This is a genomic window from Streptomyces sp. NBC_00461 (assembly GCF_036013935.1).
Classification (GTDB): Bacteria; Actinomycetota; Actinomycetes; order Streptomycetales; family Streptomycetaceae; genus Streptomyces.
On sequence record NZ_CP107902.1, the window covers coordinates 1,770,881 to 1,794,236 of the forward strand.

Sequence of the window (23,356 nt, forward strand, 5' to 3'; positions counted from 1 at the left end):
GGCGATGCCTGTCCCTTACGCCTCGTCCCGGCGCAGCGAGGGCTTCAGCTCCTTGAGCCGGCCCAGCAGGCCGTTGACGAAGGCGGGCGACTCGTCCGTGGAGAACTCCTTCGCGAGCTGCACCATCTCGTCCAGCACGACGGCGTCGGGGGTCTCGTCCGCCCAGATCAGCTCGTAGGCACCGAGGCGCAGAACGTTGCGGTCCACGACCGGCATGCGGTCGAGGGTCCAGCCGACCGAGTACTGCGCGATCAGCTCGTCGATGCGCCGCGCGTGCTTCGCGTAGCCCTCGACCAGCTGCATGGTGAACTCGCTCACCGGCGGCTGCCGGGTGTCGTCCCGGGAGAGCCGGATCCAGTCCGCGAGGACCGTGTTGACGTCGACGTCACGCTGGTCGCCCTCGAAGAGGATCTGGAAGGCGCGCTTGCGGGCCGTGTTGCGGGCAGCCACGGTTAGCTGTTCACCCGGCCGAGGTAGTCGCTCGTGCGGGTGTCGACCTTGATCTTCTCACCGGTGGTGATGAAGAGCGGGACGTTGATCTGGTGACCGGTCTCCAGGGTGGCGGGCTTGGTGCCGCCGGTGGAGCGGTCGCCCTGCAGGCCCGGCTCGGTCTCCTGGACGACGAGCTCGACGGCGGCCGGCAGCTCGACGAAGAGCACCTCGCCCTCGTGCTGCGCGACGGTGGCCGTGAAGCCCTCGATGAGGAAGTTGGCGGCGTCGCCGACGGCCTTGCGGTCGACCATGAGCTGGTCGTACGTCTCCATGTCCATGAAGACGAAGTACTCGCCGTCCATGTACGAGAACTGCATGTCGCGCTTGTCGACAGTGGCCGTCTCGACCTTGACGCCGGCGTTGAAGGTCTTGTCGACGACCTTGCCGGAGAGCACGTTCTTGAGCTTGGTGCGCACGAAGGCCGGGCCCTTGCCGGGCTTGACGTGCTGGAACTCGACGACGGACCAGAGCTGGCCGCCTTCGAGCTTGAGCACAAGGCCGTTCTTGAGGTCGTTCGTGGAAGCCACGGTTGCGGAATCTCCTGGACTGACGTGGACGACCCCGGCGCACGCGCGTAGCCGACAAGCTAGAGCGCGAGCAGCTCCTTGGTCGTGATGGTGAGTAGCTCGGGTCCGCCGTCCGCCTCGGGGCGGACGACGAGCGTGTCATCGATCCGGACACCACCCCGGCCCGGGAGGTGGACCCCCGGTTCGACGGTGACCGGCACGCAGGCGTCCAGTTTACCCATGGCCGCAGGGGCCAACTGCGGGTCCTCGTCGATTTCGAGCCCCACGCCGTGCCCCGTCAGGGCCGTCAGCCCTTCCGCGTATCCCGCGGAGTCCAGTACCTGACGTACGGCGCGGTCCACATCGCGGCAGGCCGCGCCCGGCGCCAGCGACTCGCGTCCGGCACGCTGAGCGGCGAAGACCAGGTCGTACAGTTCGATCTGCCAGTCCGCGGGAGACGTGCCGATGACGAACGTACGCCCGATCTCGCAGCGGTAGCCGCGGTATGCGGCGCCCAGGCAGACGGAGAGGAAGTCGCCCTCTTCGACGCGGCGGTCGGTGGGACGGTGTGCGCGTCTGCCGGCGTTGGGGCCGGTGGCCACGGAGGTCGGGAAGGCGGGGCCGTCGGCGCCGTGGTCAACGAGGCGGCGCTCCAGTTCGAGGGCGAGATGGCGTTCGGTGCGGCCGACGAGGATGGACTCCAGGAGTTCACCGAGAGCCTGGTCGGCGATTTCGGCGCCGATGCGGAGGCAGGAGATCTCCTCCTCGTCCTTGACCACCCTGAGCTGTTCGACCGCGCCACCGAGGTCGGCCAGGCGCAGCCGCGGGACGACCGAGCGGATCTCCCGGTGCCGGGCCACGGTGAGGTGGTGTTCCTCGACGGCGAGGGTGTCGGCGCGTTGGGCCTCGGCGAGATCGGCGGCGGCGACGGCGGGATCGCCCGCACTGCCGGGCAGGGCCTGCACGCGCAGCGAATCGTCCGGTCGCCCCTGCGGGGGTCTCTCGTCCGGTGGGCCGGCGCACAGGAGAAGGTCCTCGGTCTTGCCCAGGAGCAGGACGGCGCCCTGTGGGGCGGTGCCCGCGAGATAGCGGACGTTGGCGGGGCGGGAGATCAGCGCGGCCTGGCTGCCGCCGGCCTTGCAGCGTTCCCTCAGCCTTGCTCGGCGGACTGCGTACACCTCTGACATGACACGAGCGTAGGAGCGGTGGGGGATTTGTGCCGGTTGGGGTGCCGATTGGGGGATGGGGGTGCCGGGTCCTGTCGCATGCCGAAGGTGCCTCGCACCCCTGAAAGCGGGTCGGCCTACCGGCGGCTACCAGGTCGGTGGGCCGCCGGCTACCAGGTCGGCGGGCTGGCGATGGACCGTGCCAGTACGTCGTCCAGGACCCTCGCCGTCTGGGGGACGTCCAACTGGGAGTTGTCGATGATCGGCAGGCCCGAGCCGTACCAGCCCGCCATACGGCCGTGTATGCGGGCCACCTCCTCGTCGGTGAGGCGGCGGTTGCCGGAGCGTTCCGCGTTGCGTTCCAGGACTATCTCCAGCCCTGGGAGGAGGACAACGGGGAGGAGGCCGGGGCCCACGTGGCGCTTCCAGCCGCCGAGGCCCACCACCGGACGGTCCGGGAAGACGGCGTCGTCGAGGATGCAGGAGATGCCGTTGGCCAGGAAGTTGCGGGCGGCGAAGCCGCAGGTGCGGCGGGCCAGGCGGTACTGCGCCTCCGAGCCGTCGTTCCACCCCGACTGCGGGTCGGCGAAGCCCGAGCGGACCCATTCGCGTACGTCGTCGAGGCTGATGTGGGCGGTGGGGACCCGGCGGTGGTCCGCCCAGTACTTGGCGACGCTCGTCTTGCCGGCACCCGCAGGGCCGATCAGCAGCACCGCGAGGGTCGTGCTGGTCGCGTCCGGCACCGCGGTGGCGGGCGGTGCGCTGGGCATGGCGACCGGGCCGCCGGGCGGCAGCGGGACATGGCCGGTGGTGTCCGGGGCGGGCGGCGGGGCCGGGGAGTGGTGCGGGGCGGGCGGGGCCGACGGCGGGGGAACCTGGGGGTAGCCCGGCGCAGGGGGCACGGGCGCGGGGCCCTGGTGCCCGGCCGCCTGCTGCTGACCCGGCTGATGTGCGGCCGGTGACCAGCCTGCGGCCGGTCCGTGCCCCGGCTGATGGGGCGGCGGCAGCGGAGAACCCACTGCATGCTGCATCCGGTGCCACTCCGTCTCGTACAGGCAATTGGCGCTGGCAGCGGGCCGCGAAGCCCGCTCCCTACCGAACGGTACCTTCCCCGGCCGCCGTTTGGTGAACGGCCGGGGACGGCCCGAAGTGCCCATGCCCGTAAGGCAAATCGGACGGATCGCGCTCCGCCGGACTTACTCGCCCACTTCGCCGTACGCGGCCAGCAGGACGGCCGGGTCGGGGCCTTCCAGGACGGTCGGCTTGGCCAGGCCGTCCAGGACGATGAAGCGCAGCAGGTCGCCGCGGGACTTCTTGTCGACCTTCATGGTCTGCAGCAGCTTGGGCCACTGGTCGTAGCGGTAGTGCAGCGGCAGGCCGACCGACTCGAGGACGGTGCGGTGGCGGTCGGCCGTGGCGTCGTCCAACCGGCCCGCCAGACGGCCGAGTTCGGCGGCGAAGTGCATGCCGACGGCGACCGCGGCGCCGTGCCGCCACTTGTAGCGCTCGTTCTTCTCGATGGCGTGGGCGAGCGTGTGGCCGTAGTTGAGGATCTCCCTGAGGCCCGACTCCTTCAGGTCGGAGGAGACGACCTCGGCCTTGACCCGGATGGAGCGCTCGATGAGCTCGGCGGTGTGCGGGCCCGCAGGGGTGCGGGCGGCCTGCGGATCGGCCTCGATGAGTTCCAGGATCTGCGGGTCGGCGATGAAACCGGCCTTGATGATCTCGGCGAGCCCGGAGACGTAGTCGTTGACCGGGAGGGAGTCCAGCGCGGCCAGGTCGCACAGCACGCCGGCGGGCGGGTGGAAGGCGCCGACGAGGTTCTTGCCCTCGGCGGTGTTGATGCCGGTCTTGCCGCCGACGGCCGCGTCCACCATCGCGAGGACGGTGGTCGGGATCGCGATCCAGCGCACGCCGCGCAACCAGGTGGCGGCCACGAAACCGGCGAGGTCGGTGGTGGATCCGCCGCCGACGCCGACGATGACGTCGGAGCGGGTGAACCCGGACTGGCCCAGCGCCTTCCAGCAGTAGGCCGCGACCTCGGCGGTCTTGGCCTCCTCCGCGTTCGGCACCTGGATGGCGACGGCCTCGAAGCCCTGCCCGGCCAGATCCGCCCGCAGCGCCTCGCCCGTCTCGGCGAGCGCCTCGGGGTGGACCAAGGCGACCCGCTTGGCCTTCTCCCCGATCAACCCGCCCAGTTCTCCCAGGAGTTGACGACCGACCAGGACCTCGTACGGCTCGGTCCCCGCCGTGCCCCCGACCTGGATCCGGGTGACTGCCTCGCTCATGCTTCCTTCAACTCCAGTGCGTCCAGGGCGACTTGGGTGACCTCTTCGGGCGTACGGCCGTCGGTCGCCACGACCGCCGTGGCAACCTCCTCGTACAGCGAACGCCGGGCCTCCATCAGCTCGCGCCACTGCTTGCGCGGGTTGACCGCGAGCAGCGGCCGAGCCGCGTTCAGGCCGGTGCGCTTGACCGCCTCCTCCACGTCCATCGAGAGGTAGACCACGCGCTGCCCGCCCAGCAGCGCGCGCGTGTCCGCGTCCAGGATCGAGCCGCCGCCGAGGGCGAGGACACCCTCGTGCTCGGCCAGCGCCCGGTGCACGGCCGCCTTCTCGATCGCCCGGAAGGCAGCCTCACCCTCGTCGACGAAGATCTCCGCGATGGCGCGGCCCTGCTCGGCCACGATGTCGTCGTCGGTGTCCCGGTAACCGACACCGAGCCGCTCGGCCAGCAGTTGTCCGACGGTGGACTTGCCCACACCCATCGGACCGACCAGCACCACGACAGGCACTGCGCTCACCGGATGGCCAGGTGGTCGAGGTACGACTGCACGTTGCGCCGGGTCTCGGTCACCGAGTCGCCGCCGAACTTCTCCGCCACCGCGTCCGCCAGCACCAGTGCCACCATCGCCTCGGCGACGATGCCGGCCGCCGGTACCGCGGACACGTCGGAGCGCTGGTGATGGGCCTGAGTGGCCTCGCCGGTGCTCACGTCGACGGTCTGCAGGGCGCGCGGCACGGTCGCGATCGGCTTCATCGCCGCCCGCACCCGCAGCAGCTCGCCGGTGGTCAGCCCGCCCTCGGTGCCGCCGGAGCGGCCGGAGGTGCGCCTGATGCCCTCGTCGGTCTTCACGATCTCGTCGTGCGCCTTCGAACCGGGCACCCGCGCCAGCTCGAACCCGTCACCGATCTCGACGCCCTTGATCGCCTGGATGCCCATGAGGGCGCCGGCGAGGCGGGCGTCCAGCTTGCGGTCCCAGTGCACGTGCGAGCCCAGGCCGACGGGAACGCCGTACGCGAGGATCTCGACCACCCCGCCCAGCGTGTCACCGTCCTTGTGGGCCTGGTCGATCTCCGCGACCATCGCCTTCGACGCGTCCGCGTCCAGGCAGCGCACCGGGTCGGCGTCCAGCTTCTCGACGTCGGCCGGCGTGGGGTACACCCCCTGCGGGGCCTTCGCGGAGGCCAGCTCGACGACGTGGCTGACGATCTCGATGCCGGCCGTCTCCTTGATGTACGACCGGGCCACGGCGCCGAGCGCGACACGGGCCGCGGTCTCCCGGGCGGACGCGCGCTCCAGGATCGGCCGGGCCTCGTCGAAGCCGTACTTCTGCATGCCCGCGAGGTCGGCGTGACCGGGGCGCGGCCGGGTCAGCGGGGCATTGCGGGCCAGGCCCGCCAGGATTTCCGGATCGATGGGATCGGCCGCCATGACCTGCTCCCACTTCGGCCACTCGGTGTTGCCCACCATGATCGCGACCGGCGAACCGAGGCTGAGGCCGTGCCGCACACCACCGAGGAAGGTGACCTCGTCACGCTCGAACTTCATCCGCGCACCGCGTCCATAACCGAGCCGGCGCCGGGCCAGGTGGTCCGCCACCATCTCCGTGGTGATCGGCACACCGGCGGGAAGGCCCTCCAGCGTCGCCACGAGTGCGGGACCGTGGGACTCCCCCGCGGTCAGCCAGCGCAACCTGCTCAACGGTGCTCCTCAGTGCTCGCGCCCTGGTACTGCCCTGCGTACGCACGTCCTCGCGTACGTCGACGGCTCGACCAGGTGCGCGGCCCTGGCCCGCCACCCTCGATCCTCCCACGTCCGGCGGGCGGCTTTGATCCGAGTCCGGCAGACGGACAGGGGCGAGCGGACCGATCAGTCCCGCCGGGCGGCGGCCTCGCGCATGGCGGCGAGCGGGGAACGCGCGTCGCCGGTGAACTGGCGGAACTGGAAGACCGCCTGGTGCACCAGCAGGTCGAGGCCGCCGAGGACGTGCCCGCCCCGCGCTTCCCAGGCCGCGGCGAGGGGTGTCGGCCACGGGTCGTAGAGGACGTCGAAGAGGGTGCCGATGTGCGCAGGCAGCTCCGCGGCGAGCGCGTCGGTGCCCCCGGCGGGCGTCGTGGAGATCACCAGGGGTGCCTCGAAGGCCCGTGCCGCGTCGGCCCAGTCGGCCGGGCGGACCTGGACTCCGAGCCGCTCGCCCCACTGCCGCATCTCGTCGGCACGCCGCTCGCTGCGCACGTAGACGGTGACCTCGCCCGTGCAGATCCGGGCGAGCGCCGCGAGGGCGGAGGAGGCGGTGGCGCCGGCGCCCAGGATCGCGGCCGACTCGGTCTTCTCCACTCCGCGCTCGTGCAGCGCGGCGACCAGTCCGGGGATGTCGGTGTTGTCGCCGACCTTGCTCCCGTCGGGCCGGAGGACCACCGTGTTCACGGCCTCCACCGAGGCCGCCGTGTCGGTGATCTCGTCGAGCAGCGGGATCACGGCCCGCTTCAGCGGCATCGTCAAGGACAGCCCGGCCCACTCGGGGCCGAGCTGTGCGAGGAACCCGGGCAGCGCGGCCTCGTCGATCTCGAACCTGTCGTACGACCAGCCCTCCAGGCCGAGTGCCCGGTATCCCGCGGTGTGCAACCGCGGGGACAGCGAGTGGGCGATGGGCGAGCCGAGCACGGCCGCCCTGTGGGTCGTCGTCATCAGCCCTTTTTCCTCGACGCGTTGAACTCGTCGACCAGCTTGTTGTGCTCGGCGAGCGTCTTCGTGAACTTGCTGGTCTTGCCGTCCAGCGAGATGAAGTAGTACCAGCCGTCGTGCGTCGGGGCGAGCGCGCCCTTGAGCGCGTCCGCACCGGGGTTGTCGATGGGGCCGGGGGGCAGACCCTTGATGTAATACGTGTTGTACGGGTTGTTGTACTTCCGCAGCTCGGCGATGCTCAGGTCGATCTTGCTCTGGTTCTTCACGTAGTTGTACGTGGAGTCGAACTCGAGCGAGCCGTAGGTCTCGGGGTTCCCGGGCTTGAGGCGGTTGTAGACGACCTCGGCCATCTTGCGGAAGTCGTCGTGGCTCGTGCCCTCGGCCTGCACCAGGCTCGCCACGGTGAGCAACTGCCAGGGGCTGTCGAGTCCCAGGCTCTTCGCCTTCTTCTCGAGGCCGAGCTCCTCGTACATGTCGTCGGCCCGGGAGACCATCTCCTTCAGGACCGTCTCGGGCTTCTGCCCCTTCGTGGCCGCGTAGCTGGAGGGGTAGAGGAACCCTTCCAACGGGTCCTTCAGGTTCGGGTGGTCAAGCGCCCAGTCGGGCAGGCCGAGTTTCTTGTAGTCCTTCTTCGCGATCTTCGCGGTGGTGCCCTCGGCGACTCCGAGCCGCGTGTCGATCAGCTTGTAGACAGCCGTGTTGCGATAGCCCTCGGCGATGATCAGGTTGCTGCGGCTCTTGTTGCTGAGCATCAGTTCGACCGCACTTGCGGCCGACATTTGCTTCTGCAAGGTATAGACGCCGTCCTGGATCTTCTTGCCGTCGGGATTCGACTGCTGCGCGGAGACAAACGCGTCGACGCTCTCGACGACGCCCGCCTCCTTGAGCTTCTGGCCGATCACATAACCGCCGGCACCCTTGGGGATGACGACGGTGACCTGTGCGCCGTTGCCCTCGCCCGCGTAGTCGGGTGCCGCGCCGAAACGGTCCTTGTAGAACTGGTAGCCGAAATAGCCGACCCCGCCGACGCCGCCGGCGAAAATCACCACCAGTACCAGACAGGCACATCCGCTGCGACGTTTCTTCGGCTTCTTGCCGCCGCGATTCTTGCGGGCGGCCCCGGGGTTGTCGTCGTCCTCGTCTTCGTCTTCGCCTTCGTTCCCGCCCGCGAAGAAGGCGTGTTCGCCCTGGTCGGGGCCGGGATCCCAGTCGGTGCGCGGCTCGGGTTCGGCCTGCCTGCGGCTGGGTGGCTCAGGGGGCGGGTAGGCGTCGGGCGCGTTGTAGTAGTCGGGCTGGTCCGCGGCGTACGAGGCGGCCTGCTGGCCGTACGGGTCCGAGGGGTCCGTGTATGGGACATGCGTGTGTGTGCCGGTGCCCCAGCTGCTCTGGTCGTACGACTGCTGGGTCTGGTCGTAACCCTGCTGCCCCTGGTCGTAGCCCTGTTGACCCTGGCCGTGTCCCTGCTGCCCTTGGTGGTAACCCTGCTGACCCTGCTCGTGGCCCTGCTGGCCCTGGCCGTAACCCTGCTGGCCCTGACCGGCGTAGTACTGCTGGTCGTAGCCCTGATACTGCTGCGCCTGCCCGTAGGAGGACTGCCCGCCGTCGCCCCAGTCACCGTAGTGCTGCTGCTGCGGCTGCTCCGGATAGTGCTGTGGCTGGCCGCCGTAGGGGGACTGCCGGCCCACCTGGGCCTGCTGTCCGCCCCACCCGTCGTCCCCGTACAACGGGTCCTCCGGGTGCCACGGTTCGGGGCCCTCGCCCCGGCCATACTCAGTCATCGATCCCCTAGAGCCGCGAGGCGGCAGTTACGCGGCTTCTGGCCAGGTTTCCGTCCCGCCTCTTGCTGTGCGGCCGCAGTTCGAACAGCGGCGCAGTCGCGCGGAACGTTACCGTATCGCGATCAGATGACCACTTCGACGCCCTCGCCGGGTGCTTTACCTGACACCCGTTCGGATTCGAGGGCCTGCTGAAGGATGATCACGGCGGCGGCCTGGTCGATGACGGAGCGGCCCTTCTTCGCCTTCACGCCCGAGGCGCGCAGTCCCTGACTGGCCGTCACCGTGGTCATCCGCTCGTCGACGAGCCGGACGGGGATCGGGGCGATTGTCCTGGCGAGCTCCTGGGCGAAGCCACGAACCTTTACCGCGGCGGGGCCCTCGCCCCCCTTGAGGGAGCGAGGGAGACCGACGACCACCTCGATCGGCTCGTACTCCTCGACGATGTGCTTGAGCCGCCGGTGAGCTGCGGGAACGTCCCGGCCGGGGACGGTTTCGACCGGGGTGGCGAGGATCCCGTCGGGGTCGCACGAGGCGACCCCGATCCGGGCGTCCCCGACGTCGATCGCGAGTCGACGGCCTCTGCGCATCTCTTCGGCCCTACTTCGCCGTCTCGGTCACAAGACGCTCGACCGCGTCCACGGCGTCGCCGATCGCTGCCGGGTTCTGGCCGCCGCCCTGGGCGACGTCCGGCTTGCCGCCACCGCCGCCGCCGAGGGTCTTGGCCGCCGTACGGACCAGGTCGCCGGCCTTGAGACCGCGCTCACGGGCGGCGTCGTTGGTGGCGATGACGGTGAGGGGCTTGCCGTTGTTGACCGTGAACAGGGCCACGACCGCGGGCCGTCCGCCCTGGATGCGGCCGCGCACGTCGAGGACCAGCTTGCGCAGGTCGTCGGGGGTCGTACCGTCCGGGACCTGGCCGGTGACGACGGCGATGCCACGAATGTCCTTGGCGGACTCGACCAGACCGGCGGCGGCCTGGAGCACCTTCTCGGCGCGGAACTTCTCGATCTCCTTCTCGGCGTCCTTCAGCTTGCCGAGCATGGCGGAGACCTTCTCGGGGAGTTCCTCCGAGCGGCCCTTGAGCAGTTCGGTCAGCTGGTTGACGACCGTGTGCTCGCGGGCGAGGAAGTTGTAGGCGTCGACACCGACGAGGGCTTCGATACGGCGGACACCCGAGCCGATCGACGATTCGCCGAGCAGCTTCACCAGGCCCAGCTGGGCGGTGTTGTGCACGTGCGTGCCGCCGCACAGCTCCTTGGAGAAGTCGCCGATGGTCACGACGCGGACCCGCTCGCCGTACTTCTCACCGAACTCGGCGATGGCGCCCTGCTTCTTGGCCTCGTCGATGCCCATGACGTCGGCGCGGACGTCGAGGTCGCGGGCGAGCACCTCGTTGATCTTCTGCTCGACGTCGCTCATCACGGCCGTGGGAACGGCGGACGGGGAGCCGAAGTCGAAGCGGAAGCGGCCGGGCTGGTTCTCGGAACCGGCCTGCGCGGCCGTCGGGCCGAGGGCGTCGCGCAGGGCCTGGTGGGTGAGGTGCGTGGCGGAGTGGGCGCGGGCGATGGCCTTGCGGCGGCGCTGGTCGATGGAGGCCTGGGCCTTCGCGCCGACCGTGACCTCGCCGACCTGGACGACGCCCTTGTGGACGTACACCCCGGGGACCGGCTTCTGGCAGTCACGGATCTCGATGACGGCACCGGTGTCGACCTTGATGCGGCCGGTGTCGCCGATCTGGCCGCCGCCCTCGGCGTAGAACGGGGTGCGGTCGAGGACGATCTCGACCTCGTCGCCCTCGGTGGCGGCCGGGGAGGAGGCGCCGTCGACCAGGATGCCGACGATCGTCGACTCGGTGTCGGTGTCGGTGTAGCCGATGAAGTCCGTCTCGCCGGCCTTGTCGGCGATCTCGCGGTAGGCGCCGGTGCCGGCGTGGCCGGTCTTCTTGGCCTGGGCGTCGGCCTTCGCGCGCTCCCGCTGCTCCTTCATCAGCCGCCGGAAGCCGTCCTCGTCCACCGAGAGGCCCTGCTCCGCGGCCATCTCCAGGGTGAGGTCGATCGGGAAGCCCCAGGTGTCGTGGAGCAGGAACGCCTTGTCGCCGGGCAGGACCCCGGAGCCGGACGCCTTGGTCTCGGTCACCGCGGTGTCGAGGATGTTGGTGCCGGCCTTCAGCGTCTTGAGGAAGGCGTTCTCCTCGGCGAGGGCGACCTTCTCGATGCGCTCGCGGTCGGTGACCAGCTCGGGGTACTGCTGGCCCATCATGCCGATGACGACCTCGATCAGGTCCTTGACGACCGGGCCGGTGGCGCCGAGCAGGCGCATGTTGCGGATGGCGCGGCGCATGATGCGGCGCAGCACGTAGCCGCGGCCCTCGTTGCCCGGCGTCACACCGTCGCCGATGAGCATCACCGAGGTACGCATGTGGTCGGTGACCACGCGCAGGGAGACGTCCGAGCCGTGCGCGTCGCCGTAGGCAACGCCGGTCAGCTCAGTGGCCTTGTTGATGACGGCCATGGAGGTGTCGATCTCGTACATGTTCTGCACGCCCTGCAGAATCATGGCGAGGCGCTCCAGGCCGAGGCCCGTGTCGATGTTCTTGCTCGGGAGCTCGCCGAGGATCTCGAAGTTGTCCTTGCCGATGCCCTCGCCGCGCTCGTACTGCATGAAGACGAGGTTCCAGATCTCCACGTACCGCTCGTCGTTGACGGCCGGGCCGCCCTCGACGCCGAACTCGGGGCCGCGGTCGTAGTTGATCTCGGAACAGGGGCCGCAGGGGCCGGGGACGCCCATGGACCAGTAGTTGTCCTTCATGCCGAGGCGCTGGATGCGCTCCTTCGGCACGCCGACGACGTCGTGCCAGATGCGCTCGGCCTCGTCGTCGTCCTTGTAGACCGTGATCCAGAGCTTCTCCGGCTCCAGGCCGTAACCACCCTTGTCCTGGGGGCTGGTGAGCAGCTCCCAGGCGTACTTGATGGCGCCTTCCTTGAAGTAGTCGCCGAAGGAGAAGTTGCCGCACATCTGGAAGAAGGTGCCGTGCCGGGTGGTCTTGCCGACCTCTTCGATGTCGGGCGTGCGCACGCACTTCTGCACGCTGGTGGCGCGCGGGAAGGGCGGCTTGACCTCACCCAGGAAGTAGGGCTTGAAGGGCACCATGCCGGCGGGGACCAGGAGCAGAGTCGGGTCGTCCGCGATGAGCGACGCCGAAGGGACGACGGTGTGCCCGCGCTCCTCGAAGAAGCTCAGCCAGCGGCGGCGAATCTCGGCCGACTCCATCAGTGGTCCTCATTCCGGTTGTACGAGTACGTCTGGTACGTCGAGCCCTCGACGTACTTCGGGTTGTTGCGGTTCTCGATGGCGGCGTACCGCCGGGGTGCGGGGAGTTCGGGGTCGACGGAGGCGTTCAGCCCGAGCGCGTCGCCCAGTTCCTCCTCCCGCTGGGCCATGTTGTCGCGGACGTCGAGCGCGAAGCCGACCGCGCGGTCCTTGATGCGGTGACCGGCCTCAAGCGCCTTGTTGGCCGCTGCGGCGGCGAGGTTCTCGGGGGTCAGCTGCTTCAGCTTGCGGTTGACCTTGGTGGTCGCCCACACGCCGGCGGCGACGCCCGTGGTGAACCAGAACGTACGGCGGAACATCGGTTCGCTCAGTCCCTCTTCCCGCGGTTCTCGCGATCCTTGCGCTTCTCCCGCCGCGCGGCCGGGACCGTCCGGCCCACGATCACGGTACGCCGGGACTCCTTGACGGGCACGTCGTCCCGGCGGGCGCCGAGGGCCCTGCGGACGCCGTAGCCGAAGGCGGCGACCTTGACCAGGGGGCCGCCGAAGGTGGAGGCGACGGTGGTCGAGAGCGCCGACGCGTTCGACGTGACCTCCTGGACGTCGGTCGCGATCGCGTCGACCCGGTCGATCTGGGTCTGCGCGGAGCGCACCGCCGCGGAGGCGTCGGCCAGCAGCGGAACGGCCTGGTCGGTCACGTCCGCGACCAGCTTGGTGGTCGCCTTGAGCGTCTGGGCCACCCTCGCCAGTGCCACGGCGAGGAAGGAGACCAGGATCGCCCAGAAGACGGCCACCAGGATCCCGGCCACCTCTCCACCGGACACCACGTGCACCCGCTCCCTGAAACGTGCCTGAACATCGAGAAAAGTCGTGGGCCGAGCCTATCGCGCCGGGGATGGGGCTCCGCACCGGATTACCCCTCAGCGCGGCGCCGCGTCGCGGCAAGGGATTGTACGGACCGAATGCGGCTCAGTACGCTCCGTGTTCCATGCGGCATCATCAGCGCGGCGGCGACCGGGTGGACGGCAATCTGCCTCTGGAGCTCAACTCGTTCGTGGGGCGTTCGGCCGAACTGGCCGGACTGGCGCGGGCACTCGGGGCGGCGCGCCTGGTGACGGTGACGGGTGCGGGCGGCGTCGGCAAGTCACGGCTCGCGGCGCGGGCGGCCCTGCGGTGCGCACCGCGCGACGGGGTGTGGCGGGTGGAGCTGGCGCCGGTGCGCGATCCGGAGTTCGTCGAGTACGCCGTCGTGGAGGCGCTGGGGCTGAGAGACCACACGACGCGGCTTCCCCGCGAGACGCTCCTCGCTCATCTCGCCGAGCGTCAACTCCTGCTGGTTCTGGACGGGTTCGAGCATCTGACGGAGGCGTGTGCCTCTCTGGTGGGCGAGTTGCTGGGCCGGGTGCCCGGGCTCAGGGTGCTCGCGGTGGGGCGCAGACCGCTGGCCGTGGCGGGTGAGCGGGTGTGCCCGCTGCCACCGCTGGGCGAGGACGAGGCAGCCGAGCTGCTGCTGAACCGGGCGGCGGAGCAGGGTGCGGTGGTGACGGACGGCGCGGAGCTGCGTGAGGTGTGCCGGCGCCTGGACGGAATCCCGCTCGCGATCGAGCTGGCGGCGGGACGGCTGCGGGCCCTGTCCCCCGGGCAGCTGCTGGAGCGGCTGGACGACCGGTTCCGGCTGCTCACCGGTGGCGGGCGGGATGCCCCGCCGCGCCATCGGACCCTGCGTCTGGCCATCGGCTGGAGCCATGAACTGTGCGCACCCCGCGAGCGGTTGCTGTGGTCGCGGCTCTCGGTGTTCGCCGGGCGGTTCGAACTGGAGGCGGTCGAGTACGTGTGCAGCGGGGACGGTCTGGCGGCCGACGACGTCCTCGACGTGCTCACCGAACTGCTCGCCCAGTCGGTGCTCGCGCGCGAGGACACGCCGGCAGGTGTGCGCTACCGGATGCTGGACACGGTCCGGGCGTACGGCGCCGAGTGGCTGGAGGCGACGGGGGACGCGGCCCGGCTGCGGCGGCGGCACCGCGACTGGTACCTGGGCCTTGCGACCTGGTGCGAGCTGGACTGGTTCTCGCCGCGTCAGGCCGAGGTGGCCACGCGGGTGGAGGTGGAGCTGCCGAATCTGCGCAGTGCGCTGGAGCACTGTCTGGCCGAGCCGGACGAGGCGCATCTGGGGCAGTACCTCGCGGGCTCCCTGTGGTTCTACTGGGCGGGCTGCGGGCGGCTGTCGGAGGGGCGGCGCTGGCTGGATCAGGTCGTGCGGCTGGACTCCGGCCATGAGCAGTCCCGGCTGAGGGCGCTGTGGGTGCTCGCCTATGTGGCGATCCTGCAGGGCGACACGGTGCCCGCGCTGGCGGCGCTGCAGGAGTGCCGGGAGGAGGCGGAGCGCTCGGGCGATCCGACGGCGGTGGCATACGCGGAGCACCGCACCGGATGCCTGGCCCTGGTGACGGACGACATGCCACGGGCGGAAACGCTGCTGCGTTCGGCGCTGGACCGCTATCAGGAGATCGGCGAGCTCAACAGCAACGTGCTGATGGGCCAGGTCGAGCTGGCGATGGCGCGGGCGTTCCAGGGCGATCTGCCGGACGCGGTGCGGCTGTGCGAGGACGTACGGCGGGTGTGCGAGGACCACGGGGAGCGGTGGACCCGTACCTACGCGCTGTACGTGCTGGCGTACGCGGCCTGGGCCGGCGGCCACCCGGCCGGAGCCCGCGCCCTGCTGGTGGACTGCCTCGCCGGCGCGCACTCCTTCCACGACCTGCTCGGCTCGGTGCTGGCGGTGGAGCTGCTGGCCCTGGTCACGGCGGTGCAGGGCGATGCGGCGGAGGCTGCGGTGCTGCAGGGCGCGGCGACGCGGATGTGGCGGTCGGTGGGTCTGCCGCTGTTCGGCTCGGCGTACTACAACGCCCCGCACGAGCTGTGCGAGGCGATGGCGCGGGAGCGGCTGGGCGACCAGCGGTACGCGGGTTGCGTGGCGGAGGGGGCGCGGCTGGTGCGGGAGGCGGCGGTGTCGAGGGCGCTGGAGCGGCCGCTGGGCGCCGTCCCTTCGCCGCGGGGGCCGGTGCGGTACGCGACGGCGAGCGTGAACATGCACGAACCCGCCGCCTCCCGCGCCCGGAAGGGCGGGGAGACGGCGGGCTGAGGTGGTGCTACCGCCTGCTGGTGATCAGCGGGCGTAGTACTCGACGACGAGCTGCTCGTCGCAGATCACCGGGATCTCCTTGCGGTTCGGCTCACGGTCCAGGCGGAACGCCAGGGCCTTGAGGTTCACCTGGAGGTAGCGCGGGGTCTCACCGTCGGGGGCGAAGCCGCCCTCACGGGCGATGGAGAAGAGGGTCTTCTCGCGGCTGCGCTCGCGAACCATCACGACGTCGTCGGGACGGACGCGGAACGACGGCTTGTCGACCTTGCCGCCGTTGACCTCGATGTGGCCGTGAACGACCATCTGACGGGCCTGGTAGATGGTGCGGGCGATGCCCGAACGCAGGACCAGGGCGTCGAGACGGCGCTCGAGCTCGATGATCAGGGCCTCGCCGGTCTTGCCCTGGACCTTGGAGGCACGCTCGTAGGCGCGGACGAGCTGGCGCTCGGACACGTCGTACTGCGCGCGCAGACGCTGCTTCTCGAGCAGACGGACCTTGTAGTCCGAGTTCTGCTTGCGGCCACGGCCGTGCTCGCCCGGCGGGTAGGGGCGGGCCTCGAAGTACTTGACGGCCTTCGGGGTCAGCGCGATGCCGAGGGCACGCGACTTCTTGACCTTGGGGCGGGACTGGTTCGCCACTGTGTCTGTCTCTTTTCTCAGGTTTCCGGCTTGCCAGGGTGGTGGGAGGTCGCATCCGCAGCCGGGGAAACCCATCTCGTCCTGGCGGACGGGGTGGGCAGCCGCTCCCCTGGTCTGGGCACATACGTGCAGCACGCGAGTGGCCCACCGACCGGTCCCGGAACCCCGGGTGGTGGTGGGCTGCCCGCGACACCGATCGACGGTGCGCGACGCTCCTGGAGTCGGTCCGCGAGGGACCGGTCTCCGGCTGACTGTCCCGCTCTGACAGCACAGGACTCAGCACTTCGGCGAAGTCTACAGGGTGCTCAGGACCGCTTGCGACCGAGGTGTTTCCTGGTCCATTCGACCGCGTCCGCGTATCTCGCCTCGGCTCCGTGCCGGGTCGGTGTGTAGTACTCGCGGTCCTTGATGGCGTCCGGGGCGTACTGCTGCTCGGCGATGCCCTCGGCCAGGTCGTGCGGATACACATACCCCTGCGCGTGGCCGAGTTTGGCGGCGCCCTTGTAGTGGCCGTCGCGCAGGTGCGGGGGCACGGAGCCCGCCAGTCCCTTGCGTACGTCGTCCATCGCGGCGCCGATCGCGGTCGTCGCGGAGTTGGACTTGGGGGCCAGGGCCAGGGCGATGGTGGCGTGGCTGAGGGTGAGGGCGGCCTCGGGGAAGCCGATCATGGCGACGGCCTGGGCGGCGGCGACGGCGATCGGCAGGGCATTGGGGTCGGCCAAGCCGATGTCCTCGCTCGCCGAGATCATCAGGCGGCGGGCGATGAAGCGGGGGTCCTCGCCGGCCTCGATCATGCGGGCCAGGTAGTGCAGGGCGGCGTCGACGTCCGAGCCTCTGATGGACTTGATCAGGGCGCTGGCGACGTCGTAGTGCTGGTCGCCGTCGCGGTCGTACTTCACCGCCGCCCGGTCGACCGTCTCCTCCAGGGTGGTCAGGGAGATCTCCGTCTCGCCCTTGTCGAGCGCGGCCCCGGCCGCCGCCTCCAGGGCGGTCAGGGCGCGGCGGGCGTCGCCGCCGGCGATGCGCACGAAGTGGTCCTCGGTGTCCTCGGGGAGGGTGACCGCGCCCTTGAGGCCGCGCTGGTCGCTCAGCGCCCGCTTGAGCAGGCCCCGGACGTCGTCGTCGGTGAGGGGTTCGAGGGTGAGGAGGAGGGAGCGGGACAGGAGCGGGGAGATCACCGAGAAGTACGGGTTCTCCGTCGTCGCCGCGATGAGGGTCACCCAGCGGTTCTCGACCGCAGGGAGCAGGGAGTCCTGCTGGGCCTTGCTGAAGCGGTGGATCTCGTCGAGGAAGAGGACGGTCTCCTTGCCGTACCCGCCGGTGGCGCGGCGGGCGCCGTCGATGACCGCACGGACCTCCTTGACGCCCGCGGTGATCGCCGACAGCTCGACGAAGCGCTTGTCGGTGGCCTTGGAGACGACGTACGCCAAAGTCGTCTTGCCGGTGCCGGGCGGGCCCCACAGGAGCACCGAGGACGGTCCGGCCGGGCCGCCCGCGCCCTCGCCGACCAGTCGGCGCAGGGGCGAGCCCGGCTTGAGCAGGTGCTGCTGGCCCACCACCTCGTCGAGGGTGCGCGGGCGCATCCGCACCGCCAGGGGGCTTCCTGTCGGATCCTTCTCCTGGCGTTCTTCTGCGGCGGCGGTGAACAGGTCGGGCTCCACGCTGAAACCCTAGTTCAACGCACTGACAATCCCTCCGGGCCCCTGGGGGCCAGGGGTCAGCTGGTCCAGAAGTCCCACCAGCGGGTCAGGACGAGCATGCCGATGATGCCGACGTGCAGCACGGGCACGACCCAGGTGAACTCGCCGAAGAAGCTCTTCAGCCAGCGCGGGGCGGGCAGCAGGTCGTTGCGGACGTTGAACGAGGTCACGTACCAGAACATCGTGATCGTCGCGACCCAGGCCAGGGAGCACCACAGGCACAGCGCGTTGATGCGGTAGAGCGACTGGAACTGGAGCCAGGTGCAGAAGGCCACGCCGAAGAGCGTGCCGAAGTTGAAGGTGAGCCAGTACCAGCGCGGGAAGCGGGCTCGGGTGAGCAGGCTCATGCCGACGCAGATCACGATGCCGTAGCAGACCAGGCCGAGCATCGGGTTGGGGAAGCCGAAGGCGGCGGCCTGCTTCGACTCCATGACGCTGCCGCAGGAGACGACCGGGTTGAGGCTGCACCCCGGGGTGTACGACGTGCCCGCGACCTTGGCCTCGAGCAGCTTGAACTTGTCGGCCGTGATGACCCACGCGGCGAGCAGACCCGCTGCACCCGTGATCACCAGCAGGAGCGCGAACGCCCGGCTGCCGCCCACTGTGCGCGGTCCGGACGGGTCGTGATCCGGGGCGGGCTCGGGCTCGGTGGAGACGTCCTTGACAGTGGTCTTGCTCATCACGCCGATTCCGTCTGCTTGAGAGTTGGACCTTCTTCGGGCAGGGGCCATTGTGCCGCACCGTGGCCACTGTCCACCGTTCGGTGGACATAAGGAAGTACGCACGGTCGTCCCTGAGCGTTCGGTTCCGGACGACGCTGGACGGCATGACAGCACACGCGAACGATCTCGCGGTGGACGTACGGGGGCTGCGCAAGCAGTACGGGGACGTGACCGCCGTGGACGGCATCGATCTCAGGATCCGCAAGGGCGAGGTGTTCGGCCTGCTGGGACCCAACGGCGCGGGCAAGAGCACCACGGTGGAGATCCTCCAGGGCAACCGTTCCAGGGACGCGGGCGAGGTGTCGGTGCTCGGATCGGACCCGGCGACCGCCGCGCGCGCGTGGAGGTCGCGTGTCGGAATCGTCTGGCAGGACGAATCGGCACCCGCCGAGTTGACGGTGCGCGAGACCGTACGGCATTTCGCCCGCTACTACCCGCGTCCGCGGGACCCCGAGGAGGTCATCGGCCTGGTGGGGCTGGAGGCGAAGGCGGGCAGCCGGATCAAGGCGCTGTCGGGCGGCCAGCGCAGGCGTCTCGATGTGGCCCTGGGGGTGATCGGCGATCCCGAGCTGCTGCTCCTGGACGAGCCGACGACCGGCTTCGACCCGGCGGCCCGACGCCAGTTCTGGGACCTGATCCGGCTCCTGTCCGACGAGGGCACGACCATCCTGCTGACCACGCACTACCTGGAGGAGGCGGAGGCGCTCGCCGACCGGCTCGCCGTCGTCGCCCGGGGCCAGGTCGTCGCCGAGGGCGAGCCGGCCGCCCTGCGGGAGCGGTACGGCACCGAGGCCACCGTCGAGTGGACCGAGCCCGACGGCGTCACCCGCACCGAGCGCACCGAGACGCCGACCCGGACCGTCGCCGAGCTGATGCACCGCTTCGACGGAGAGATCCCGGGCCTGAAGGTGACCCGGCCCACGCTGGAGGACGTCTACCTCCGGCTGACCGGACAGGAGGACGCGCGATGACCACGACCGCAGTGCGGACCCGGACCGAGCCGTCCGCCGAACGACTGCCCGGGGCATGGGGGCTGGGACTGCGGCGAGGTGCCCTGGAGATCAAACAGTTCTTCCGGCAGCGCGACCAGGTGGTGTTCACGTTCGCGTTCCCGGTCGTGTTCCTGTTCCTGTTCGCGTCGATCTTCCACGACGCCGTCCACGGCTCGGGTGTCACCGCATCCCAGCTGTACGTCCCCGCGATGATGGCCTCCGGCATCATGTCGACCAGTTTCCAGTCGCTGGGCATCTCCATCGCGGTCGAGCGGGACGAGAAGGTGCTGCGCCGGCTGCGCGGTACCCCGATGCCTCCGTCCGCCTACTTCCTGGGCAAGATCTGGCTGGTTCTGTTCACCGGCGTGTTGGAGACGGCGATCCTGCTGGTCGTCGGCACCACCTTGTACGACGTCGATCTGCCGTCGGACGGGTCCCGTTGGTTCGACTTCGCCTGGATCTTCGTGCTCGGGCTGACGGGGTGCGCCCTGCTGGGCATCGCGATCAGTTCGCTGCCCGGGTCGGCGAAGAGCGCCAGCTCGGTCGTCGTACTCCCCTTCCTGGTCCTGCAGTTCATCTCCGGGGTGTACATCTCCGTCGACACCATCCCGGACTGGATGCTGAACATCGGCGCGCTGTTCCCGCTGAAGTGGCTGTGCCAGGGCCTGCGCGGTGTGTTCCTGCCCGACTCGGCACGGGTGCTGGAGCAGGCGGGGAGCTGGGAGTTCGGGCGCATCGCGCTGGTGCTGGCCGCCTGGTGCGTCGGAGGATTGGTGCTGTGTCTGCTGACGTTTCGCTGGAAGGACCGGCGCACCGGGTGAGCGGTGCCGGGACCGCGCGCGGTGCGGATGCCTGGGATCGGTCGATCCGACTGTGGGACGCGTACTTCGCGGTCGCCTGGGCGGCCACCCTGACCTTCGTGCTGGCCGCACCGCATCCCGGATGGCTCGTCCGGGCGGTGGCCGCCGGGCTGCTCGTGCCGATGGTGCCCTGGTACGTGGCAGTCGGGCGGCCGCTCCTGCCCGAGGGCTCGCCGGACGAGCGGCGGGCGCTGAGCTACCTCACGGGGGCGATGGTGCTGTACCTGCCGTCAGCGGTGCTGGTGAGCGAGTCACGGCTGCTGGTGTTCGCTCTCATCCCCCAGTGCTTCATGACGCTGGGCGTGCGCAGGGCACTGGCCGCGGTCACGGTGGTCAACCTCGTTCCGCTGGTCGGCTGGGCGCTGTTGTGGCGGCCCGGTGCGGAGGACGTGTTCGCCAACTCCGTGTCCACCGCCGTCACTCTGGTCTTCGCGATGATGATCGGCAGCTGGATCATCCGCATCATCGAACAGAGCGTGGAGCGGTCGGAGTTGATCGCCGAGCTGGACGCCAGCCGCCACGAGGTGTCCCGTCTCTCGGCCGCGCACGGCGCCCTCACCGAGCGCGAACGCATGGCCCGCGAGATCCACGACACCCTCGCACAGGGCTTCACCAGCCTGTTGATGCTGGTCCAGGCGGTGGAGGCCGAACTCGACCACGACGTCCCGCAGGTCCGCCGGCATCTGGCCCTGATGGACGAGACGGCCCGGCAGAACCTCGCCGAGGCCCGTGCCCTGGTCGCCGGGGCGGCGCCCGCCGACCTGAACGGAACGTCCCTGCCGGACGCGCTGCGCCGCCTCGCGGCGCGCCACGAGGCCACACTGGACGTGACCGGGCCCGTGCGCCCGCTGCCGGCCGCTCCTGAGGTGGTGGCGCTGCGTTCCTGCCAGGAGGCCCTGGCGAACGCCCGTAAGCACGCGGGGGGTTCGGCCGCCGTAGGCATCGCGCTGGCGTACTCCGAGGACGCGCTCACCGTGTCCGTACGGGACGACGGCCGCGGCTTCGACCCCGGTTCACCCTGCGACGGCTACGGTCTCGCGGGGCTGCGTTCCCGGGTCATCGAGGTGGGCGGAACGGCGCAGATCCGCAGCACACCGGGCGACGGCACGACGGTGACCGTACGCCTGCCCGTCTCTTCCCCGAGGAGCTCGTCGTGATCCGGATCGTCCTCGCCGACGACCATCCCGTCGTACGGGAGGGCCTGCGGGCGATGCTCAGTGCCGAGCCCGATCTGGACGTCGTCGCCGATGCGGCGAGCGGGCCGCAGGCGGAGGCGTTGGCGGCCGAACTCCGGCCCGACATCGTGCTCATGGACCTGCGGATGCCGGGCGGCGGGGGCGTCGACTCCATCGTGCGGATGGGCGAGGCCGGGCTGTCGTGCCGGGTGATCGTCCTGACGACGTACGAGACGGACCGGGACATCCTGCGAGCGGTCGAGGCCGGCGCGGCGGGTTACCTGCTCAAGGACATGCCACGGGGTGAGCTGGCGGAGGCGGTGCGGGCGGCCGCGCGTGGCGAGACCGTGCTCGCGCCGTCGGTGGCGGCGCGGCTGGTGGACCGGCTGCGTACGAAACCGGAGCGGCCGCGGCTCTCGGAGCGGGAGACGGCGGTTCTGCGGCTGGTGGCGGAGGGCTGCACGAACGCGGAGATCGGCCGGCGTCTGTTCATCGGCGAGTCGACGGTGAAGACCCATCTCCTGCGCGCCTTCGGCAAGTTGGGGGTCGACGACCGGACGGCGGCGGTGACGAGTGCGATGCGCTTCGGGCTGCTCGACCCATGACGAGGGCGCCGGGTGCCCCTGCGGGCATCCGGCGCCCTCGACGACGTGAAGGACGGGCGGGACGGACGGGCTAGCCGAGCCGGGACTCCAGCTCCGCCACGATCTCGTTCACCCCGACCGCCGTCTGCTCGCCGGACTCCATGTCCTTGAGCTGGACGACGCCCTCGGCGAGGTCGCGTTCACCGGCGACGATCGTGTAGCGGGCGCCGCTGCGGTTGGCGTTCTTCATGGCGCCCTTGAGGCCCTTGGCGCCATAGGAGAAGTCGGTGGCGATGCCGAGCTTGCGCAGTTCGGTGACCTTGGCGAACAGGACGCGGCGGGCCTCCTCGCCGAGCGGGACCGCGAACACGCTGGTCGTGGAGGGGAGTTCGAGCTCGACGCCCTCCGCCTCCAGCGCCAGGACCGTGCGGTCGACGCCGAGGGCCCAGCCGACGGACGGCAGCTCGGGGCCGCCGATCATCTCCGACAGCCCGTCGTAACGGCCGCCGCCGCCCACGGCGGACTGGGAACCCAGACCGTCGTGGACGAACTCGAAGGTCGTACGGGTGTAGTAGTCCAGGCCGCGCACCAGCTTGGGATCGTCCTCGAAGGCGACGCCCGCCGCCGTGATCAGCTCCCGGACCTCCTCGTGGTACGCCTTGCAGGCGTCGCAGAGGTAGTCGCGCAGCAGCGGCGCGTCCCCGAGCTGCTTCTGGACCGACTCGCGCTTGTCGTCCAGGACGCGCAGCGGGTTGATCTCGGCGCGGCGCAGGGTGTCCTCGTCCAGGTCCAGGCCGCGCAGGAAGTCCTGCAGGGCCGCCCGGTACACCGGACGGCACTCCCTGTCGCCCAGGCTGTTGAGCAGGATGCGGAAGTTCCTGAGGCCCAGCGAGCGGTACGCCTGGTCGGCCAGGATGATCAGCTCGGCGTCGAGCGCCGGGTCCTCCGCGCCGATCGCCTCGGCGCCCACCTGCGAGAAGTGCCGGTAGCGGCCCTTCTGGGGGCGCTCGTAGCGGTAGTAGGAGCCCGAGTACCAGAGCTTGACCGGGAGGTTGCCCAGCTTGTGCAGGTTGGCCTCCAGCGCCGCGCGCAGCACGGAGGCGGTGCCCTCGGGGCGCAGCGCGAGCCTGTCGCCGCCCTTGGTCTCGAAGGCGTACATCTCCTTGGTCACGATGTCGGTGGACTCGCCGACACCGCGCGCGAACAGCTCGACGTTCTCGAAGCCGGGCGTCTCGATGTAGCCGTAGCCGGAGTTGCGCAGCGGTGCGGCGATCGCCTCGCGGACCGCCAGGAACTTGGCGCTGTCCGGCGGGATCAGGTCGTACGTGCCCTTGGGGGCCTTGAAGGTGCTCACGGAAGGTCT

Annotated in this window: 22 protein-coding genes; 5 read left to right on the top strand and 17 right to left on the bottom strand. The window is 70.4% G+C overall.

All coding sequences use genetic code 11. The features are described 5' to 3' along the window. Window positions 1-15: 15 nt before the first annotated feature. From nusB to OG870_RS08615, 13 genes are all read right to left on the bottom strand, one after another. Window positions 16-450 carry a transcription antitermination factor NusB gene (gene nusB / locus OG870_RS08555; RefSeq protein WP_327690797.1) on the bottom strand — a complete coding sequence of 145 codons (435 nt, stop codon included), beginning with the start codon at window positions 448-450 and terminating at the stop codon, window positions 16-18. A 2-nt stretch (window positions 451-452) separates the two neighbouring features. After that, a complete protein-coding gene (efp, locus tag OG870_RS08560; RefSeq protein ID WP_020128856.1) occupies window positions 453-1,019 on the bottom strand; it encodes an elongation factor P in 567 nt (188 codons plus the stop codon). Between the two features lie 59 nt (window positions 1,020-1,078). Then, window positions 1,079-2,185: an aminopeptidase P family protein gene (locus OG870_RS08565; protein ID WP_266510654.1), complete on the bottom strand. Its 1,107-nt coding sequence runs from the start codon at window positions 2,183-2,185 to the stop codon at window positions 1,079-1,081. 149 nt (window positions 2,186-2,334) lie between these two features. After that, window positions 2,335-3,195 carry a Pro-rich N-terminal domain-containing protein gene (locus tag OG870_RS08570; RefSeq protein WP_266510656.1) on the bottom strand — a complete coding sequence of 287 codons (861 nt, stop codon included), beginning with the start codon at window positions 3,193-3,195 and terminating at the stop codon, window positions 2,335-2,337. Window positions 3,196-3,360: 165 nt separating this feature from the next. Then, a complete protein-coding gene (gene aroB, locus OG870_RS08575) occupies window positions 3,361-4,452 on the bottom strand; it encodes a 3-dehydroquinate synthase (protein ID WP_266510658.1) in 1,092 nt (363 codons plus the stop codon). Further along, window positions 4,449-4,931, bottom strand: a complete 483-nt coding sequence (locus OG870_RS08580) for a shikimate kinase (protein WP_266588514.1) — start codon at window positions 4,929-4,931, stop codon at window positions 4,449-4,451. The genes aroB and OG870_RS08580 overlap by 4 nt, the downstream gene beginning before the upstream one ends. Before the next feature lie 32 nt (window positions 4,932-4,963). Further along, a complete protein-coding gene (aroC, locus tag OG870_RS08585) occupies window positions 4,964-6,148 on the bottom strand; it encodes a chorismate synthase (protein WP_266586016.1) in 1,185 nt (394 codons plus the stop codon). Window positions 6,149-6,316: 168 nt separating this feature from the next. Next, the gene (locus tag OG870_RS08590) at window positions 6,317-7,135 is read right to left on the bottom strand and encodes a shikimate dehydrogenase (RefSeq protein ID WP_266586014.1); all 819 of its coding nucleotides are present in this window, start codon (window positions 7,133-7,135) and stop codon (window positions 6,317-6,319) included. Beyond that, window positions 7,135-8,910 carry an endolytic transglycosylase MltG gene (gene mltG, locus OG870_RS08595; RefSeq protein ID WP_266923453.1) on the bottom strand — a complete coding sequence of 592 codons (1,776 nt, stop codon included), beginning with the start codon at window positions 8,908-8,910 and terminating at the stop codon, window positions 7,135-7,137. The genes OG870_RS08590 and mltG overlap by 1 nt, the downstream gene beginning before the upstream one ends. Window positions 8,911-9,032: 122 nt before the next feature. Continuing rightward, window positions 9,033-9,497 (bottom strand): Holliday junction resolvase RuvX, encoded by a 465-nt coding sequence (gene ruvX, locus OG870_RS08600; protein WP_266510666.1) that lies wholly within the window; start codon window positions 9,495-9,497, stop codon window positions 9,033-9,035. 10 nt (window positions 9,498-9,507) lie between these two features. Next, window positions 9,508-12,180, bottom strand: coding sequence for an alanine--tRNA ligase (gene alaS / locus OG870_RS08605; RefSeq protein WP_266510668.1), 2,673 nt, complete (start codon window positions 12,178-12,180; stop codon window positions 9,508-9,510). After that, the gene (locus OG870_RS08610; protein WP_266510670.1) at window positions 12,180-12,539 is read right to left on the bottom strand and encodes a hypothetical protein; all 360 of its coding nucleotides are present in this window, start codon (window positions 12,537-12,539) and stop codon (window positions 12,180-12,182) included. Before OG870_RS08610 ends, alaS begins: the two co-directional genes overlap by 1 nt. Window positions 12,540-12,547: 8 nt before the next feature. After that, window positions 12,548-13,012: a DUF948 domain-containing protein gene (locus OG870_RS08615; RefSeq protein ID WP_266510672.1), complete on the bottom strand. Its 465-nt coding sequence runs from the start codon at window positions 13,010-13,012 to the stop codon at window positions 12,548-12,550. 155 nt (window positions 13,013-13,167) lie between these two features. On the opposite strand from OG870_RS08615, the gene OG870_RS08620 reads away from it, so the two are divergent. After that, window positions 13,168-15,321: an ATP-binding protein gene (locus OG870_RS08620; protein ID WP_266923455.1), complete on the top strand. Its 2,154-nt coding sequence runs from the start codon at window positions 13,168-13,170 to the stop codon at window positions 15,319-15,321. Between the two features lie 24 nt (window positions 15,322-15,345). Here OG870_RS08620 and rpsD read toward each other — a convergent pair whose 3' ends face one another. From rpsD to OG870_RS08635, 3 genes are all read right to left on the bottom strand, one after another. Next, a complete protein-coding gene (rpsD, locus tag OG870_RS08625; protein ID WP_190073919.1) occupies window positions 15,346-15,960 on the bottom strand; it encodes a 30S ribosomal protein S4 in 615 nt (204 codons plus the stop codon). 305 nt (window positions 15,961-16,265) lie between these two features. Continuing rightward, window positions 16,266-17,621, bottom strand: a complete 1,356-nt coding sequence (locus OG870_RS08630; RefSeq protein ID WP_266510684.1) for a replication-associated recombination protein A — start codon at window positions 17,619-17,621, stop codon at window positions 16,266-16,268. 56 nt (window positions 17,622-17,677) lie between these two features. After that, complete coding sequence (locus OG870_RS08635; RefSeq protein WP_266510686.1) at window positions 17,678-18,340, bottom strand: vitamin K epoxide reductase family protein; 663 nt, start codon at window positions 18,338-18,340, stop codon at window positions 17,678-17,680. Between the two features lie 146 nt (window positions 18,341-18,486). On the opposite strand from OG870_RS08635, the gene OG870_RS08640 reads away from it, so the two are divergent. Genes OG870_RS08640 through OG870_RS08655 form a run of 4 tightly spaced genes read left to right on the top strand, consistent with a single transcriptional unit; the run spans window position 18,487 to window position 22,014 of the window. Continuing rightward, entirely contained in the window at window positions 18,487-19,353 is an 867-nt protein-coding gene (locus OG870_RS08640; RefSeq protein ID WP_266510688.1) for an ABC transporter ATP-binding protein, read from the top strand. After that, entirely contained in the window at window positions 19,350-20,195 is an 846-nt protein-coding gene (locus OG870_RS08645; RefSeq protein ID WP_266923457.1) for an ABC transporter permease, read from the top strand. Before OG870_RS08640 ends, OG870_RS08645 begins: the two co-directional genes overlap by 4 nt. Continuing rightward, a complete protein-coding gene (locus OG870_RS08650) occupies window positions 20,153-21,391 on the top strand; it encodes a sensor histidine kinase (RefSeq protein ID WP_266586007.1) in 1,239 nt (412 codons plus the stop codon). Before OG870_RS08645 ends, OG870_RS08650 begins: the two co-directional genes overlap by 43 nt. Next, window positions 21,388-22,014, top strand: coding sequence for a response regulator (locus OG870_RS08655; RefSeq protein WP_266510694.1), 627 nt, complete (start codon window positions 21,388-21,390; stop codon window positions 22,012-22,014). Before OG870_RS08650 ends, OG870_RS08655 begins: the two co-directional genes overlap by 4 nt. 70 nt (window positions 22,015-22,084) lie before the next feature. On the opposite strand, the gene hisS is transcribed toward OG870_RS08655, so the two are convergent. After that, window positions 22,085-23,347 (bottom strand): histidine--tRNA ligase, encoded by a 1,263-nt coding sequence (hisS, locus tag OG870_RS08660; protein WP_266586005.1) that lies wholly within the window; start codon window positions 23,345-23,347, stop codon window positions 22,085-22,087. Window positions 23,348-23,356: the final 9 nt, after the last annotated feature.